Source organism: Pseudomonas sp. TE3899 (genome assembly GCF_056279105.1).
In genome coordinates, this window is the sequence record NZ_JBWBQR010000001.1 from 5,742,967 (window position 1) to 5,755,754 (window position 12,788).

26 protein-coding genes are annotated in these 12,788 nt (G+C 54.4%); all 26 read left to right on the top strand.

Going from position 1 to position 12,788, the window contains the following annotated elements:
- Positions 1–9 precede the first annotated feature (9 nt).
- The 26 genes from rplD (at position 10) to rplQ (ending at position 12,673) form a co-directional block, all read left to right on the top strand.
- Positions 10–612 (top strand): 50S ribosomal protein L4, encoded by a 603-nt coding sequence (gene rplD / locus ACZ89E_RS26035; protein ID WP_007896707.1) that lies wholly within the window; start codon positions 10–12, stop codon positions 610–612.
- Positions 609–908 (top strand): 50S ribosomal protein L23, encoded by a 300-nt coding sequence (gene rplW, locus ACZ89E_RS26040; RefSeq protein WP_002555488.1) that lies wholly within the window; start codon positions 609–611, stop codon positions 906–908. The genes rplD and rplW overlap by 4 nt, the downstream gene beginning before the upstream one ends.
- Before the next feature lie 14 nt (positions 909–922).
- Positions 923–1,747: a 50S ribosomal protein L2 gene (gene rplB, locus ACZ89E_RS26045; RefSeq protein ID WP_003210080.1), complete on the top strand. Its 825-nt coding sequence runs from the start codon at positions 923–925 to the stop codon at positions 1,745–1,747.
- Between the two features lie 16 nt (positions 1,748–1,763).
- Positions 1,764–2,039 carry a 30S ribosomal protein S19 gene (gene rpsS, locus ACZ89E_RS26050; protein WP_002555486.1) on the top strand — a complete coding sequence of 92 codons (276 nt, stop codon included), beginning with the start codon at positions 1,764–1,766 and terminating at the stop codon, positions 2,037–2,039.
- Between the two features lie 13 nt (positions 2,040–2,052).
- Positions 2,053–2,385 carry a 50S ribosomal protein L22 gene (rplV, locus tag ACZ89E_RS26055; protein ID WP_003103908.1) on the top strand — a complete coding sequence of 111 codons (333 nt, stop codon included), beginning with the start codon at positions 2,053–2,055 and terminating at the stop codon, positions 2,383–2,385.
- A 13-nt stretch (positions 2,386–2,398) separates the two neighbouring features.
- Positions 2,399–3,085 carry a 30S ribosomal protein S3 gene (gene rpsC / locus ACZ89E_RS26060; RefSeq protein ID WP_003176422.1) on the top strand — a complete coding sequence of 229 codons (687 nt, stop codon included), beginning with the start codon at positions 2,399–2,401 and terminating at the stop codon, positions 3,083–3,085.
- A gap of 12 nt (positions 3,086–3,097) precedes the next feature.
- Positions 3,098–3,511 (top strand): 50S ribosomal protein L16, encoded by a 414-nt coding sequence (gene rplP, locus ACZ89E_RS26065; protein WP_007896757.1) that lies wholly within the window; start codon positions 3,098–3,100, stop codon positions 3,509–3,511.
- On the top strand, positions 3,511–3,702 hold the full coding sequence (gene rpmC, locus ACZ89E_RS26070) for a 50S ribosomal protein L29 (protein WP_008030901.1): 192 nt from the start codon (positions 3,511–3,513) through the stop codon (positions 3,700–3,702). The genes rplP and rpmC overlap by 1 nt, the downstream gene beginning before the upstream one ends.
- A 2-nt stretch (positions 3,703–3,704) precedes the next feature.
- Positions 3,705–3,971, top strand: a complete 267-nt coding sequence (rpsQ, locus tag ACZ89E_RS26075; protein ID WP_003176419.1) for a 30S ribosomal protein S17 — start codon at positions 3,705–3,707, stop codon at positions 3,969–3,971.
- Between the two features lie 23 nt (positions 3,972–3,994).
- Positions 3,995–4,363, top strand: coding sequence for a 50S ribosomal protein L14 (gene rplN / locus ACZ89E_RS26080; RefSeq protein ID WP_002555479.1), 369 nt, complete (start codon positions 3,995–3,997; stop codon positions 4,361–4,363).
- Between the two features lie 11 nt (positions 4,364–4,374).
- Entirely contained in the window at positions 4,375–4,689 is a 315-nt protein-coding gene (gene rplX, locus ACZ89E_RS26085; RefSeq protein ID WP_003176416.1) for a 50S ribosomal protein L24, read from the top strand.
- Positions 4,690–4,709: 20 nt separating this feature from the next.
- On the top strand, positions 4,710–5,249 hold the full coding sequence (rplE, locus tag ACZ89E_RS26090; RefSeq protein ID WP_003176415.1) for a 50S ribosomal protein L5: 540 nt from the start codon (positions 4,710–4,712) through the stop codon (positions 5,247–5,249).
- A gap of 13 nt (positions 5,250–5,262) precedes the next feature.
- The gene (rpsN, locus tag ACZ89E_RS26095; protein WP_003176414.1) at positions 5,263–5,568 is read left to right on the top strand and encodes a 30S ribosomal protein S14; all 306 of its coding nucleotides are present in this window, start codon (positions 5,263–5,265) and stop codon (positions 5,566–5,568) included.
- A gap of 209 nt (positions 5,569–5,777) precedes the next feature.
- Positions 5,778–6,170, top strand: coding sequence for a 30S ribosomal protein S8 (gene rpsH / locus ACZ89E_RS26100; protein WP_003186040.1), 393 nt, complete (start codon positions 5,778–5,780; stop codon positions 6,168–6,170).
- A 12-nt stretch (positions 6,171–6,182) separates the two neighbouring features.
- A complete protein-coding gene (gene rplF / locus ACZ89E_RS26105; RefSeq protein ID WP_003176412.1) occupies positions 6,183–6,716 on the top strand; it encodes a 50S ribosomal protein L6 in 534 nt (177 codons plus the stop codon).
- 10 nt (positions 6,717–6,726) lie between these two features.
- The gene (rplR, locus tag ACZ89E_RS26110; RefSeq protein ID WP_003186037.1) at positions 6,727–7,077 is read left to right on the top strand and encodes a 50S ribosomal protein L18; all 351 of its coding nucleotides are present in this window, start codon (positions 6,727–6,729) and stop codon (positions 7,075–7,077) included.
- A 3-nt stretch (positions 7,078–7,080) separates the two neighbouring features.
- Positions 7,081–7,581 (top strand): 30S ribosomal protein S5, encoded by a 501-nt coding sequence (gene rpsE / locus ACZ89E_RS26115; RefSeq protein WP_007943782.1) that lies wholly within the window; start codon positions 7,081–7,083, stop codon positions 7,579–7,581.
- Positions 7,582–7,583: 2 nt separating this feature from the next.
- Entirely contained in the window at positions 7,584–7,760 is a 177-nt protein-coding gene (rpmD, locus tag ACZ89E_RS26120) for a 50S ribosomal protein L30 (protein WP_003186033.1), read from the top strand.
- A 3-nt stretch (positions 7,761–7,763) separates the two neighbouring features.
- Positions 7,764–8,201, top strand: coding sequence for a 50S ribosomal protein L15 (gene rplO / locus ACZ89E_RS26125; protein WP_007896782.1), 438 nt, complete (start codon positions 7,764–7,766; stop codon positions 8,199–8,201).
- Entirely contained in the window at positions 8,202–9,530 is a 1,329-nt protein-coding gene (gene secY, locus ACZ89E_RS26130) for a preprotein translocase subunit SecY (RefSeq protein ID WP_077574735.1), read from the top strand. It abuts the gene before it with no gap.
- A gap of 27 nt (positions 9,531–9,557) precedes the next feature.
- Entirely contained in the window at positions 9,558–9,674 is a 117-nt protein-coding gene (gene rpmJ, locus ACZ89E_RS26135; protein ID WP_002555468.1) for a 50S ribosomal protein L36, read from the top strand.
- Positions 9,675–9,804: 130 nt separating this feature from the next.
- The gene (rpsM, locus tag ACZ89E_RS26140; RefSeq protein ID WP_003186020.1) at positions 9,805–10,161 is read left to right on the top strand and encodes a 30S ribosomal protein S13; all 357 of its coding nucleotides are present in this window, start codon (positions 9,805–9,807) and stop codon (positions 10,159–10,161) included.
- A gap of 30 nt (positions 10,162–10,191) precedes the next feature.
- Entirely contained in the window at positions 10,192–10,581 is a 390-nt protein-coding gene (rpsK, locus tag ACZ89E_RS26145) for a 30S ribosomal protein S11 (RefSeq protein WP_002555466.1), read from the top strand.
- 18 nt (positions 10,582–10,599) lie between these two features.
- Entirely contained in the window at positions 10,600–11,220 is a 621-nt protein-coding gene (rpsD, locus tag ACZ89E_RS26150) for a 30S ribosomal protein S4 (protein ID WP_003210056.1), read from the top strand.
- A 22-nt stretch (positions 11,221–11,242) separates the two neighbouring features.
- The gene (locus ACZ89E_RS26155; RefSeq protein ID WP_003186012.1) at positions 11,243–12,244 is read left to right on the top strand and encodes a DNA-directed RNA polymerase subunit alpha; all 1,002 of its coding nucleotides are present in this window, start codon (positions 11,243–11,245) and stop codon (positions 12,242–12,244) included.
- Positions 12,245–12,286: 42 nt separating this feature from the next.
- Entirely contained in the window at positions 12,287–12,673 is a 387-nt protein-coding gene (gene rplQ / locus ACZ89E_RS26160) for a 50S ribosomal protein L17 (RefSeq protein ID WP_007896790.1), read from the top strand.
- Positions 12,674–12,788: the final 115 nt, after the last annotated feature.

Below are 12,788 nucleotides of genomic sequence, written 5' to 3' on the forward strand. Positions count from 1 at the left end.
GAAGCTGACATGCAATTAAATGTAAATGACGCTCAAGCGATCGAAGTTTCCGAACTGACATTTGGCGGCGAATTCAACGAGACGCTGGTTCACCAAGCAGTCGTGGCCTACATGGCCGGCGGCCGTCAAGGTAGCAAGCAGCAAAAGACCCGTTCCGACGTTCGTGGTGGCGGTAAGCGCCCTTGGCGTCAGAAAGGTACTGGCCGTGCTCGTGCCGGTACCATCCGTAGCCCAATCTGGCGTGGCGGCGGTACCACTTTCGCAGCTCGTCCTCAGGATCACACCCAGAAGCTGAACAAGAAGATGTATCGCGCAGCAATGCGTTCCATCCTTGCTGAGCTGGTGCGTACTGATCGTCTGGTTGTGGTTCAGGACTTCGCTGTTGATGCACCGAAGACCAAAGATCTGCTGAACAAACTGACTGGCATGGGCCTGACTGACGTCTTGATCGTGTCTGAAGTAGTTGATCAGAACCTGTACCTGGCTGCTCGTAACCTGCCACACGTTGATGTACGTGACGTTCAAGGTTCCGATCCAGTTAGTCTGATCGCATACGACAAGGTGTTGATCACCGTGTCGGCCGTGAAGAAATTCGAGGAGCTGCTGGGATGAACCAGGAACGCGTATTTAAAGTTCTGCTTGGCCCGCACGTTTCCGAAAAGGCTACGGTTCTGGCTGACAAGAAAGGCCAGTTCGTTTTCAAGGTTGCAACTGACGCAACCAAGCTGGAAATCAAGAAGGCCGTCGAAAGCCTGTTCAGCGTGAAAGTAGAGCGTGTTACTACCCTGAATGTTCTGGGTAAGAGCAAGCGCACTGCTCGCGGTCTGGGCAAGCGTAATGACTGGAAGAAGGCAGTTATCTCCCTTCAGCCAGGCCAAGATCTCGATTTCAGCAGCAGTGCTGAGTAAGGAAGGGGTGCATCATGGCAATCGTTAAATGCAAACCGACTTCCCCTGGCCGCCGTTTTGTGGTCAAGGTGGTCAACCAGGAGCTGCATAAAGGCGCTCCTCACGCACCGCTGCTCGAGAAAAAATCGAAGACTGGTGGTCGTAACAACAATGGTCGTATTACCACTCGTCACATTGGTGGTGGCCATAAGCAGCATTATCGTCTGGTCGATTTCCGTCGCAACGACAAAGATGGCATCGCTGCCACTGTCGAGCGTATTGAATACGATCCAAACCGTACTGCTCACATCGCTCTGCTGCTGTACGCAGATGGCGAGCGTCGCTACATCATCGCCCCTAAAGGCGTGAGTGCTGGCGACCAGCTGATCGCAGGTGCTTTGGCGCCGATCAAGCCGGGCAACGCTCTGCAACTGCGTAACATTCCAGTTGGTAGCACCGTACACGGCATCGAATTGAAGCCAGGTAAAGGCGCGCAAATCGCTCGTTCCGCTGGTGCTTCGGCTCAGCTGATCGCTCGTGAAGGTGTCTACGTGACCCTGCGTCTGCGTTCTGGTGAGATGCGTAAAGTGCTGGCTGAATGCCGCGCGACCCTGGGTGAAGTCTCGAACTCCGAGCACAGCCTGCGTTCGCTGGGTAAAGCTGGTGCCAAACGCTGGCGTGGCGTTCGCCCAACCGTTCGTGGTGTTGCCATGAACCCGGTTGACCACCCACATGGTGGTGGTGAAGGTCGTACCTCTGGTGGTCGTCATCCGGTATCGCCATGGGGCTTCCCGACTAAGGGCGCGAAGACTCGTGGTAATAAGCGTACCGACAAAATGATCGTCCGTCGTCGCAAGTAAATAGAGGGATACGACAGTGCCACGTTCTCTGAAAAAAGGTCCTTTTATTGATCTTCACCTACTGAAGAAGATCGAAGTGGCGGCGGAAAAGAACGATCGCAAACCAGTTAAGACCTGGTCGCGCCGTTCCATGATCCTGCCACAAATGGTCGGTTTGACCATTGCTGTGCATAACGGTCGTCAACATGTTCCAGTTCTCGTGAACGAAGACATGGTCGGCCACAAACTAGGCGAGTTTGCCGGTACCCGCACATATCGTGGGCACGTGGCAGACAAGAAAGCCAAGCGTTAAGGGGTAAGGAACGATGGAAGTAGCCGCTAAGTTGTCGGGCGCTCGAATCTCCGCCCAGAAAGCCCGCTTGGTCGCCGACCAGATCCGCGGGAAGAAGGTGGGCGAAGCGCTCAACCTGTTGGCTTTCAGCAGTAAGAAAGCCGCCGAGATCATGAAGAAAGTGCTGGAGTCGGCCGTAGCCAACGCCGAGCATAACGAAGGCGCAGACGTTGATGACCTTAAAGTCAGCACCGTTTTCGTCAACGAAGGGCGTTCGCTGAAGCGAATCATGCCACGTGCCAAAGGCCGTGCTGATCGCATCGTCAAGCGGTCTTGCCATATCACTGTCAAGGTTGCTGACAAGTAACGGAGTCGAAGAGATGGGTCAGAAAGTACATCCCATTGGCATTCGCCTGGGAATCGTCAAGGAGCACACCTCCGTCTGGTACGCAGACGGTCGGACTTATGCGGACTATTTGTTCGCTGATCTGAAGGTGCGCGAGTATCTCCAAGACAAACTAAAAAGCGCGTCCGTAAGCCGTATCGATATCCATCGTCCGGCCCAAACTGCACGTATCACCATCCACACCGCTCGTCCAGGTATCGTTATCGGGAAGAAAGGTGAAGATGTTGAGAAACTGCGTCAGGACCTGACCAAACAAATGGGTGTGCCTGTGCACATCAATATCGAAGAAATCCGCAAGCCGGAACTCGACGGTATGTTGGTTGCGCAGAGCGTAGCTCAGCAGCTGGAGCGTCGCGTAATGTTCCGTCGCGCTATGAAGCGCGCTGTACAGAACGCCATGCGCATTGGTGCCAAAGGCATCAAAATCCAAGTGAGCGGTCGTCTCGGCGGTGCTGAAATCGCACGTACTGAATGGTATCGCGAAGGTCGTGTGCCACTGCACACCCTGCGTGCCGACATCGACTATGCCAACTACGAAGCTCACACCACTTACGGTGTGATCGGTGTAAAGGTTTGGATCTTCAAAGGCGAAGTAATTGGTGGTCGCCAAGAAGAACTGAAACCACAAGCACCAGCGCCTCGTAAAAAAGCTGCTAAGTAAGGGGTACGCCAAATGTTGCAACCAAAGCGTACGAAGTTCCGCAAGCAGATGACAGGCCACAACCGTGGTCTGGCTCAGCGCGGTAGCAAAGTCAGCTTCGGCGAGTTCGCGCTGAAGTCTGTAGCTCGTGGTCGTCTCACCGCTCGTCAGATCGAGTCAGCGCGTCGTGCACTGACCCGTCACGTTAAACGTGGCGGCAAGATCTGGATCCGTGTATTCCCGGACAAGCCTATTTCCAAAAAGCCCCTCGAAGTTCGGATGGGTAAAGGTAAGGGTAGTGTGGAGTACTGGGTTGCCCAGATTCAGCCAGGCAAAGTCCTGTATGAAATCGAGGGCGTTTCTGAAGAGCTGGCGCGTGAGGCTTTTGCCCTGGCTGCTGCAAAGCTGCCGCTCGCCACCGCCTTTGTTAAACGGACGGTGATGTGATGAAAGCGAACGAACTTCGTGAAAAAGACGCGCCGCAGCTTAACGAGCAACTGCTCGGCCTGCTGCGCGACCAGTTCAATCTGCGTATGCAGAAAGCAACTGGCCAGTTGGGGCAGTCTCACCTGCTCCGGCAAGTTAAGCGTGACATCGCTCGCGTGAAGACTGTGCTCAAACAGCAGGCAGGTAAGTAATCATGGCTGAAGCCGAAAAAACCGTCCGTACGCTGACTGGCCGTGTTGTCAGCGACAAAATGGACAAGACCATCACCGTTCTGATCGAGCGTCGCGTTAAGCACCCGATCTACGGTAAATACGTTAAGCGTTCGACTAAGCTGCACGCGCACGACGAAACCAATCAGTGCCACATCGGCGACAAAGTCACTATTCGTGAAACTCGTCCTTTGGCCAAGACTAAGTCTTGGGCGCTGGTTGATGTTCTCGAACGCGCTGTGGAAGTCTAAGGACTAGGGGTCGGAGAAATTATATGATTCAGACTCAATCCATGCTCGATGTGGCCGATAACAGCGGCGCACGCCGCGTTATGTGCATCAAGGTGCTGGGTGGCTCCCATCGTCGTTACGCTGGTATCGGTGACATCATCAAAGTTACCGTGAAGGAAGCAATTCCTCGCGGTAAAGTGAAAAAAGGCCAAGTGATGACTGCTGTTGTAGTCCGCACTCGTCACGGCGTACGTCGTGCTGATGGCTCCATTATCCGCTTTGATGGCAACGCTGCTGTTCTTCTGAACAACAAGCAAGAGCCGATCGGCACCCGTATCTTTGGGCCAGTGACCCGTGAACTTCGTACTGAGAAGTTCATGAAGATCGTCTCGCTCGCCCCAGAAGTGCTGTAAGGAGATCCGACATGCAAAAGATTCGTCGTGACGACGAGATCATCGTGATCGCCGGCAAAGACAAAGGTAAGCGCGGTAAGGTGCTTAAGGTTCTCGCTAATAACCGTCTGGTTATTGGTGGTCTGAACCTGGTTAAGCGTCATACCAAGCCTAACCCGATGTCGGGCGTACAAGGCGGTATCGTCGAAAAAGAAGCTCCACTGGACGCTTCTAACGTCGCCATTTTCAACGGCGAAACCAACAAGGCTGATCGCGTTGGTTTCAAAGTAGAAGACGGCAAGAAAATTCGTGTCTTCAAGTCGACCCAAAAAGCGGTTGATGCTTGAACACTGCTAGGTAGAAGACCATGGCACGACTAAAAGAGATTTACTGGAAGGAAATCGCACCGAAGCTTAAGGAAGAACTTAAGCTTTCGAACGTGATGGAAGTTCCACGCGTTACAAAGATCACCCTGAACATGGGTCTGGGCGAAGCGGTCGGTGACAAAAAAGTCATCGAGCACGCTGTTGCCGACCTGGAAAAGATCACCGGTCAGAAAGTCGTTGTGACTTACGCTCGGAAATCCATCGCTGGCTTTAAAGTCCGTGAAGGTTGGCCGATCGGCGTCAAAGTGACCCTGCGCCGTGAGCGTATGTATGAGTTCCTGGATCGTCTGCTGTCGATCTCCCTGCCTCGGGTTCGCGACTTCCGCGGCCTGAATGCCAAGTCCTTCGATGGTCGTGGTAACTACAGCATGGGCGTTAAAGAGCAGATCATCTTCCCGGAAATCGACTACGACAAGATCGATGCTCTCCGCGGTCTGGACATTACCCTGACCACCACTGCCAAGAACGATGATGAAGGTCGCGCCCTGTTGCGTGCTTTCAAATTCCCGTTCCGCAACTGATTGGAGTAGGAAAATGGCCAAGATGAGCATGAAAAACCGCGAGCTGAAGCGTCAGCTCACGGTTGCCAAGTACGCCAAAAAGCGTGCAGCACTGAAAGCTATCATCGTTGATCTGAACGCAAGTCCAGAAGCGCGTTGGGAAGCTACAGTAGCTCTGCAGAAGCAGCCACGTGACGCAAGCGCTTCGCGCATGCGTAACCGCTGCCGCCTGACCGGTCGTCCACACGGCGTTTACCGCAAGTTCGGCCTCGGCCGTAACAAACTGCGTGAAGCTGCAATGCGTGGTGACGTACCTGGTCTGGTTAAAGCCAGCTGGTAAGCACTATCAAAGTCTCGGCGTCCAGGTTCGCAAGATCCTGACCGCCGGTGACCTTGAACTTGAATCAAGCCCCTTTTGGGGCTTGATTCATTTGTGGGGTGTGTCTAGAATACCCGGCTCGCCTGAGCCCGTGCTTTTTTCGCATGGATGAGCTCGGCGACAAGTAGTAGCCGCAAGGCTAATTTTTTTGTATTAGGAGCGTCTAGCCCATGAGTATGCAGGACCCGTTAGCGGACATGCTAACTCGAATCCGTAATGCCCAGATGGCTGAAAAGTCCGTCGTAAGCATGCCATCTTCTACTTTGAAGGTAGCTGTTGCCAAAGTCCTGAAGGACGAAGGTTACATTGCGGGTTATCAGATCAGCAGCGAAATCAAACCACTGCTGTCCATCGAGCTGAAGTACTTCGAAGGCCGTCCGGTCATCGAGGAAGTGAAGCGCGTTAGCCGTCCAGGCCTGCGTCAGTACAAGTCCGTCGATGATCTGCCAAAAGTTCGTGGCGGTCTCGGTGTGTCTATCGTCTCCACCAACAAAGGTGTGATGACGGATCGTGCTGCGCGCGCTGCCGGTGTCGGCGGCGAAGTTCTTTGCACTGTGTTCTAAGGGGGGATAAGCATGTCACGCGTCGCTAAGAACCCCGTTAAGCTGCCAGCCGGTGTCGAAGTCAAATTCGCAGGCCAACAGCTTTCGGTGAAGGGTGCCAAGGGCACTCTCGAACTGAACATCCATTCGTCCGTTGAGATCGTTGAAGAAGCTGGTGAGCTGCGTTTCGCTGCTCGCAATGGCGATCAACAAACTCGCGCAATGGCTGGTACCACTCGTGCGTTGGTAAACAACATGGTCCAAGGCGTAAGCCAAGGCTTCGAGCGCAAGCTCCAGCTGGTCGGTGTTGGTTACAAAGCGCAAGCAAAAGGCACAGTGCTGAACCTGGCTCTTGGCTTCTCGCACCCAGTGGATTATGAACTGCCGGAAGGCATCACCGCTGAGACTCCTAGCCAGACCGATATCCTGATCAAGGGCATCGATAAGCAGCTGGTAGGTCAAGTGGCCGCCGAGATCCGCGACTTCCGTCCACCAGAGCCGTACAAAGGCAAAGGTGTGCGCTACGCGGACGAAGTCGTCCGTCGTAAAGAAGCCAAGAAGAAGTAGGGCATAGCAAATGACCGACAAAAAAGTTACTCGACTGCGTCGCGCTCGCAAAGCACGCCTGAAAATGCACGAACTCGAAGTCGTGCGTCTCTGCGTGTTCCGCTCGTCGCAGCACATCTACGCCCAGGTCATTTCGGCCGACGGCAACAAAGTCCTGGCATCTGCCTCGACTTTGGATAAAGAACTGCGTGATGGCGCCACTGGCAACATCGACGCGGCCACTAAGGTTGGCCAGCTGGTCGCTACGCGTGCTAAAGCCGCTGGCGTCTCGCAGGTGGCTTTCGACCGCTCTGGCTTCAAGTACCACGGCCGCGTCAAGGCGCTGGCTGATGCTGCTCGTGAAGCTGGGCTGGAGTTCTAAGTTATGTCAAATAACGACCAAAAGCGCGACGAAGGCTACATTGAGAAGCTGGTTCAAGTTAACCGCGTAGCCAAAACCGTAAAAGGCGGCCGTATCTTCACTTTCACCGCGTTGACCGTGGTGGGTGATGGTAAAGGGCGTGTTGGCTTCGGCCGTGGCAAGTCACGTGAAGTGCCTGCCGCGATCCAGAAGGCAATGGAAGCTGCTCGTCGCAACATGATCCAAGTTGATCTGAACGGCACCACGCTGCAGTACGCAATGAAGTCCGGTCACGGCGCTTCGAAGGTGTACATGCAGCCTGCTTCTGAAGGTACCGGTATCATCGCTGGCGGCGCTATGCGTGCTGTCCTCGAAGTTGCTGGCGTTCAGAACGTTCTGGCCAAGTGCTACGGCTCGACTAACCCGGTAAACGTGGTTCACGCCACTTTCAAAGGTTTGAAAGCTATGCAATCTCCTGAATCCATTGCCGCCAAGCGTGGCAAAAGCGTCAAGGAGATCTTCTGATCATGGCTACCGTTAAAGTTACGCTGATCAAAAGCATGACCGGCCGCATCCCTAACCACAAACTGTGCGTTAAGGGTCTGGGTCTGCGTCGCATCGGTCACACTGTAGAAGTACTTGATACTCCCGAGAATCGCGGGATGATCAACAAGGCTTACTACATGCTGCGTGTCGAGGGTTAATCGATGAAACTCAATGATCTGAGTCCGGCGCCGGGTTCCCGTCGCGAAAAGCATCGTCCGGGCCGTGGTATCGGTAGTGGTTTGGGCAAGACCGGTGGCCGTGGCCACAAAGGTCAGTCCTCCCGCTCCGGTGGCACCATTGCTCCAGGCTTTGAAGGCGGTCAACAGCCGCTGCATCGTCGCCTGCCGAAGTTCGGTTTCGTTTCCCTGAAAGCCATGGATCGCGCAGAAGTGCGTTTGTCCGAGCTGGCCAAAGTGGAAGGCGACATCGTCACCGTGCAGTCCCTGAAAGATGCCAACGTGATTAACGTCAACGTACAGCGTGTGAAAATCATGCTGTCCGGCGAAGTTACTCGCGCTGTCACCATCGGAAAGGGAATCGGCGCCACCAAAGGTGCGCGTGCGGCTATCGAAGCAGCTGGCGGCAAGTTCGAGGAATAAATGGCTAAGCAAGGTGCTCTCTCTGCGCTCGGCAAAGGCGGTATGTCTGAACTCTGGGCTCGTCTGCGTTTTCTGTTCCTGGCGATTATCGTCTACCGAATAGGCGCACACATCCCGGTTCCAGGTATCAACCCGGACCGACTCGCGGACCTGTTTCGACAGAATGAGGGGACCATTCTTAGCTTGTTCAACATGTTTTCCGGCGGCGCGCTGGAGCGGATGAGCATCTTTGCACTGGGGATCATGCCGTACATTTCGGCATCGATCATCATGCAACTGATGACCGCCGTCAGCCCGCAGCTGGAGCAGTTGAAGAAGGAAGGTGAAGCTGGCCGTCGCAAGATCAGCCAGTACACCCGCTACGGCACTGTCATCCTCGCTCTCGTTCAGGCTATTGGCATGTCCATTGGTCTGGCGGGGCAGGGTGTTGCGTTCACTGGTGACTTTGGCTTCCATTTCGTCGCGGTATCCACTTTTGTGGCTGGTGCGATGTTCATGATGTGGCTGGGTGAGCAGATTACTGAGCGTGGTGTTGGCAACGGTATCTCGATGTTGATTTTTTCGGGTATCGTCGCCGGTCTTCCGAGAGCGATCGGGCAGTCTTTCGAGTCTGCACGTCAGGGTGATATCAATATCTTCGCCCTGGTAGCCATCGGTTTGCTGGCAGTAGCGATTATCGGTTTCGTGGTGTTCATTGAGCGTGGTCAGCGTCGTATTGCTGTTCACTACGCCAAGCGTCAGCAGGGCCGCAAGGTTTTTGCTGCGCAGACTAGCCACTTGCCGCTGAAGGTGAACATGGCCGGTGTTATTCCGGCTATTTTCGCGAGCAGCATTTTGCTGTTCCCGGCTTCGTTGGGTGCCTGGTTCGGTCAGTCTGAAGGTATGGGCTGGTTGCAGGACATCTCGCAGTCGATCGCTCCTGGTCAGCCGTTGAATATTCTGCTGTTTAGTGCAGGGATTATTTTCTTCTGCTTCTTCTATACGGCGTTGATGTTCAATCCGAAAGACGTAGCGGAAAACCTGAAGAAGTCCGGTGCCTTTATTCCGGGCATCCGTCCAGGCGAGCAGTCTGCGCGCTACATTGATGGCGTTCTGACTCGTTTGACCATGTTCGGTGCTCTTTACATGACGGCCGTGTGCCTGCTGCCCCAGTTTCTGGTGGTTGCGGCAAACGTACCGTTCTACCTTGGCGGGACCTCGTTGCTGATCGTCGTCGTGGTTGTGATGGACTTCATGTCCCAAGTACAATCGCACCTCGTTTCGCACCAGTACGAATCCCTGATGAAGAAAGCCAACCTGAAGGGTTACGGCAGCGGCATGTTGCGCTGAGTACCCATAAGGTTCGAGGAGTTGGTGATGAAAGTTCGTGCATCGGTGAAAAAGCTGTGCCGTAACTGCAAGATTATTCGCCGCGAAGGTGTTGTTCGAGTAATTTGCAGCGCGGAACCGCGTCACAAACAGCGCCAAGGCTGAGTGTGATTGTGCTTCAAGCCCGGCAGCTAGTGCGCTGCCGGGTTGATTATTTGTTATTACAGCGATATTATCTCGCGCCCTATTTCTTGGCTTCCGGGGCGTAGGTAGCTGTCAATTGGAGTCCCACTGAATGGCCCGTATTGCAGGCGTTAACATTCCAGATAACAAGCATACTGTTATCTCGCTGACCTACATCTATGGTGTTGGTCGCACTACTGCACAGAAGATTTGTGCAGTGACTGGGGTAAACCCAGCCGCAAAGATCAAAGATCTGAGCGACGAGCAGATTGAACAGCTGCGTGGCGAAGTGGCGAAGTTCACCACTGAAGGTGACCTGCGTCGCGAAATCAACATGAAAATCAAGCGTTTGATGGACCTCGGTTGCTATCGCGGTCTGCGTCATCGTCGTGGTCTTCCAGTGCGCGGTCAGCGTACCAAGACTAACGCGCGTACCCGTAAAGGTCCGCGTAAGCCGATCCGCAAGTAATCGCCCCAGCGAATCGACAGGAAATTAATCATGGCTAAACCTGCTGCTCGTCCTCGTAAAAAAGTTAAAAAGACAGTGGTTGATGGCATCGCCCACATCCACGCGTCGTTTAACAACACAATCGTGACCATCACCGACCGTCAAGGCAACGCTCTTTCCTGGGCTACCTCCGGTGGTTCGGGTTTCCGCGGTTCCCGCAAGTCCACGCCGTTTGCTGCTCAAGTAGCTGCTGAACGTGCTGGTCAAGCTGCGCTGGAATACGGTCTGAAAAACCTCGACGTTAACGTCAAAGGTCCAGGCCCAGGTCGTGAATCCGCAGTCCGCGCTTTGAACGGCTGTGGCTACAAGATCGCCAGCATCACCGACGTGACGCCAATCCCGCACAACGGGTGCCGTCCGCCGAAGAAGCGCCGCGTGTAATCCAGGAGATTGTAAAGAATGGCTCGTTACATTGGTCCAAAATGCAAACTCGCTCGTCGTGAAGGCACCGATCTCTTTCTGAAGAGCGGCGTGCGCGCGATCGAATCGAAGTGCAACATTGAAGCAGCACCTGGTATCCACGGCCAACGCCGCGGTCGCCAGTCCGATTACGGCACCCAACTGCGTGAAAAGCAGAAGGTCCGTCGTATCTACGGCGTTCTCGAGCGTCAATTCAGCGGCTACTACAAAGAAGCTGCTGGCAAGAAAGGCGCAACTGGCGAAAACCTGTTGCAGCTGCTCGAATGCCGTCTGGACAACGTTGTATACCGTATGGGTTTTGGCTCTACTCGTGCCGAATCCCGTCAGCTGGTATCGCACAAATCCGTAAGCGTTAACGGTCAGACCGTAAACGTGCCGTCGTACCAGGTTCGTGCTGGTGACGTGGTCGCGATTCGCGAGAAAGCAAAGAACCAACTTCGCATTGTCCAAGCTCTCGATCTGTGTGCCCAACGTGGCCGCGTAGAATGGGTAGAAGTAGACACTGAGAAGAAGTCGGGCGTTTTCAAGAACGTTCCTGCTCGCAGTGATCTGTCCGCCGACATCAACGAAAGCCTGATTGTCGAGCTCTACTCCAAGTAAGGGCTAGAAAATAGGTGCATCCATGCAGATTTCGGTAAATGAGTTCCTGACACCCCGCCATATTGATGTGCAGGTTGTCAGTCCAACCCGCGCCAAGATCACACTCGAGCCTCTCGAGCGTGGTTTCGGCCACACCCTGGGCAACGCGCTGCGACGCATCCTGTTGTCCTCAATGCCCGGCTGTGCAGTAGTCGAGGCCGAGATTGACGGTGTGCTCCACGAGTACAGCGCCATCGAAGGTGTACAGGAAGACGTAATTGAAATCCTGTTGAACCTTAAAGGTCTGGCTATCAAGCTGCACGGCCGTGACGAAGTTACGCTGACCTTGTCGAAGAAGGGTTCGGGGGTGGTTACCGCTGCCGATATTCAGCTGGATCATGATGTCGAGATCGTTAACCCCGATCACGTAATCGCTAACCTGGCGTCTAACGGCGCCCTGAACATGAAGCTCACCGTAGCTCGTGGTCGTGGTTATGAACCGGCAGACTCGCGTCAGAGCGATGAAGACGAAAGCCGCAGCATTGGTCGCTTGCAGCTTGACTCTTCGTTCAGCCCGGTTCGCCGTATCGCATACGTGGTGGAAAACGCCCGTGTCGAGCAGCGTACTAACCTGGACAAGCTGGTTATTGATCTGGAAACCAACGGTACCCTGGATCCTGAAGAGGCTATCCGCCGTGCTGCAACCATCCTGCAACAGCAGCTGGCTGCGTTCGTCGATCTCAAAGGTGACAGTGAGCCAGTGGTTGTCGAGCAGGAAGACGAGATCGATCCGATCCTGCTTCGCCCGGTTGACGATCTGGAACTGACTGTACGTTCGGCTAACTGCCTTAAGGCGGAAAACATCTACTACATCGGTGACCTGATTCAGCGTACCGAAGTAGAGCTGTTGAAGACTCCGAACCTTGGCAAGAAATCCTTGACTGAAATCAAGGACGTTCTGGCCTCCCGCGGTCTGTCCCTCGGCATGCGCCTCGACAACTGGCCGCCTGCAAGTCTTAAGAAGGACGACAAGGCGACTGCCTGATCGTCGTAATCACCGAACGTTGTGTTTGGTAAGGAATGAACCATGCGTCATCGTAAAAGTGGTCGTCACCTGAGCCGCACTAGCTCGCACCGCAAGGCCATGTTTCAAAACATGGCAGTGTCGCTGTTCGAGCACGAGCTGATCAAAACTACACTGCCGAAAGCTAAAGAACTGCGTCGCGTTGCTGAGCCGCTGATCACTTTGGCCAAGACAGACAGCCTGGCTAACCGCCGTCTGGCTTTCGACCGTACTCGTTCGAAAGCTATCGTTGGTAAGCTCTTCAACGACCTGGGCAAGCGTTACGCTACCCGTGAGGGTGGCTACCTGCGCATCCTCAAGTGCGGCTTCCGCACTGGCGACAACGCGCCTATGGCGTACGTCGAGTTGGTTGATCGTCCAGTTGGCGGTGAAGCTGTATCCGCTGAGTAAGACGTCAGTCTGAAACGAAGAACCGGGCCTAGTGCCCGGTTTTTTGTGCCTGTAAGAAACGCGCTGTTTATACAAGCTTCCCTGCGGTTCACGCCGTCATGATGCGAGCGGGATT

Excerpts from the sequence above, each read along its gene's own strand:
- rpsQ (WP_003176419.1), top strand. The coding sequence starts at position 3,705 with ATGGCTGAAGCCGAAAAAACCGTCCGTACGCTGACTGGCCGTGTTGTC.
- rplW (WP_002555488.1), top strand. The coding sequence starts at position 609 with ATGAACCAGGAACGCGTATTTAAAGTTCTGCTTGGCCCGCACGTTTCC.
- rplE (WP_003176415.1), top strand. The coding sequence starts at position 4,710 with ATGGCACGACTAAAAGAGATTTACTGGAAGGAAATCGCACCGAAGCTT.
- rplD (WP_007896707.1), top strand. The coding sequence starts at position 10 with ATGCAATTAAATGTAAATGACGCTCAAGCGATCGAAGTTTCCGAACTG.
- ACZ89E_RS26155 (WP_003186012.1), top strand. The coding sequence starts at position 11,243 with ATGCAGATTTCGGTAAATGAGTTCCTGACACCCCGCCATATTGATGTG.
- rpsH (WP_003186040.1), top strand. The coding sequence starts at position 5,778 with ATGAGTATGCAGGACCCGTTAGCGGACATGCTAACTCGAATCCGTAAT.
- rpsE (WP_007943782.1), top strand. The coding sequence starts at position 7,081 with ATGTCAAATAACGACCAAAAGCGCGACGAAGGCTACATTGAGAAGCTG.
- rpsC (WP_003176422.1), top strand. The coding sequence starts at position 2,399 with ATGGGTCAGAAAGTACATCCCATTGGCATTCGCCTGGGAATCGTCAAG.
- rplB (WP_003210080.1), top strand. The coding sequence starts at position 923 with ATGGCAATCGTTAAATGCAAACCGACTTCCCCTGGCCGCCGTTTTGTG.
- secY (WP_077574735.1), top strand. The coding sequence starts at position 8,202 with ATGGCTAAGCAAGGTGCTCTCTCTGCGCTCGGCAAAGGCGGTATGTCT.
- rplN (WP_002555479.1), top strand. The coding sequence starts at position 3,995 with ATGATTCAGACTCAATCCATGCTCGATGTGGCCGATAACAGCGGCGCA.
- rplF (WP_003176412.1), top strand. The coding sequence starts at position 6,183 with ATGTCACGCGTCGCTAAGAACCCCGTTAAGCTGCCAGCCGGTGTCGAA.
- rplO (WP_007896782.1), top strand. The coding sequence starts at position 7,764 with ATGAAACTCAATGATCTGAGTCCGGCGCCGGGTTCCCGTCGCGAAAAG.
- rplV (WP_003103908.1), top strand. The coding sequence starts at position 2,053 with ATGGAAGTAGCCGCTAAGTTGTCGGGCGCTCGAATCTCCGCCCAGAAA.
- rplX (WP_003176416.1), top strand. The coding sequence starts at position 4,375 with ATGCAAAAGATTCGTCGTGACGACGAGATCATCGTGATCGCCGGCAAA.
- rpmJ (WP_002555468.1), top strand. The coding sequence starts at position 9,558 with ATGAAAGTTCGTGCATCGGTGAAAAAGCTGTGCCGTAACTGCAAGATT.
- rplQ (WP_007896790.1), top strand. The coding sequence starts at position 12,287 with ATGCGTCATCGTAAAAGTGGTCGTCACCTGAGCCGCACTAGCTCGCAC.
- rpsK (WP_002555466.1), top strand. The coding sequence starts at position 10,192 with ATGGCTAAACCTGCTGCTCGTCCTCGTAAAAAAGTTAAAAAGACAGTG.
- rpsN (WP_003176414.1), top strand. The coding sequence starts at position 5,263 with ATGGCCAAGATGAGCATGAAAAACCGCGAGCTGAAGCGTCAGCTCACG.
- rpsM (WP_003186020.1), top strand. The coding sequence starts at position 9,805 with ATGGCCCGTATTGCAGGCGTTAACATTCCAGATAACAAGCATACTGTT.
- rplR (WP_003186037.1), top strand. The coding sequence starts at position 6,727 with ATGACCGACAAAAAAGTTACTCGACTGCGTCGCGCTCGCAAAGCACGC.
- rplP (WP_007896757.1), top strand. The coding sequence starts at position 3,098 with ATGTTGCAACCAAAGCGTACGAAGTTCCGCAAGCAGATGACAGGCCAC.
- rpsD (WP_003210056.1), top strand. The coding sequence starts at position 10,600 with ATGGCTCGTTACATTGGTCCAAAATGCAAACTCGCTCGTCGTGAAGGC.
- rpmD (WP_003186033.1), top strand. The coding sequence starts at position 7,584 with ATGGCTACCGTTAAAGTTACGCTGATCAAAAGCATGACCGGCCGCATC.
- rpmC (WP_008030901.1), top strand. The coding sequence starts at position 3,511 with ATGAAAGCGAACGAACTTCGTGAAAAAGACGCGCCGCAGCTTAACGAG.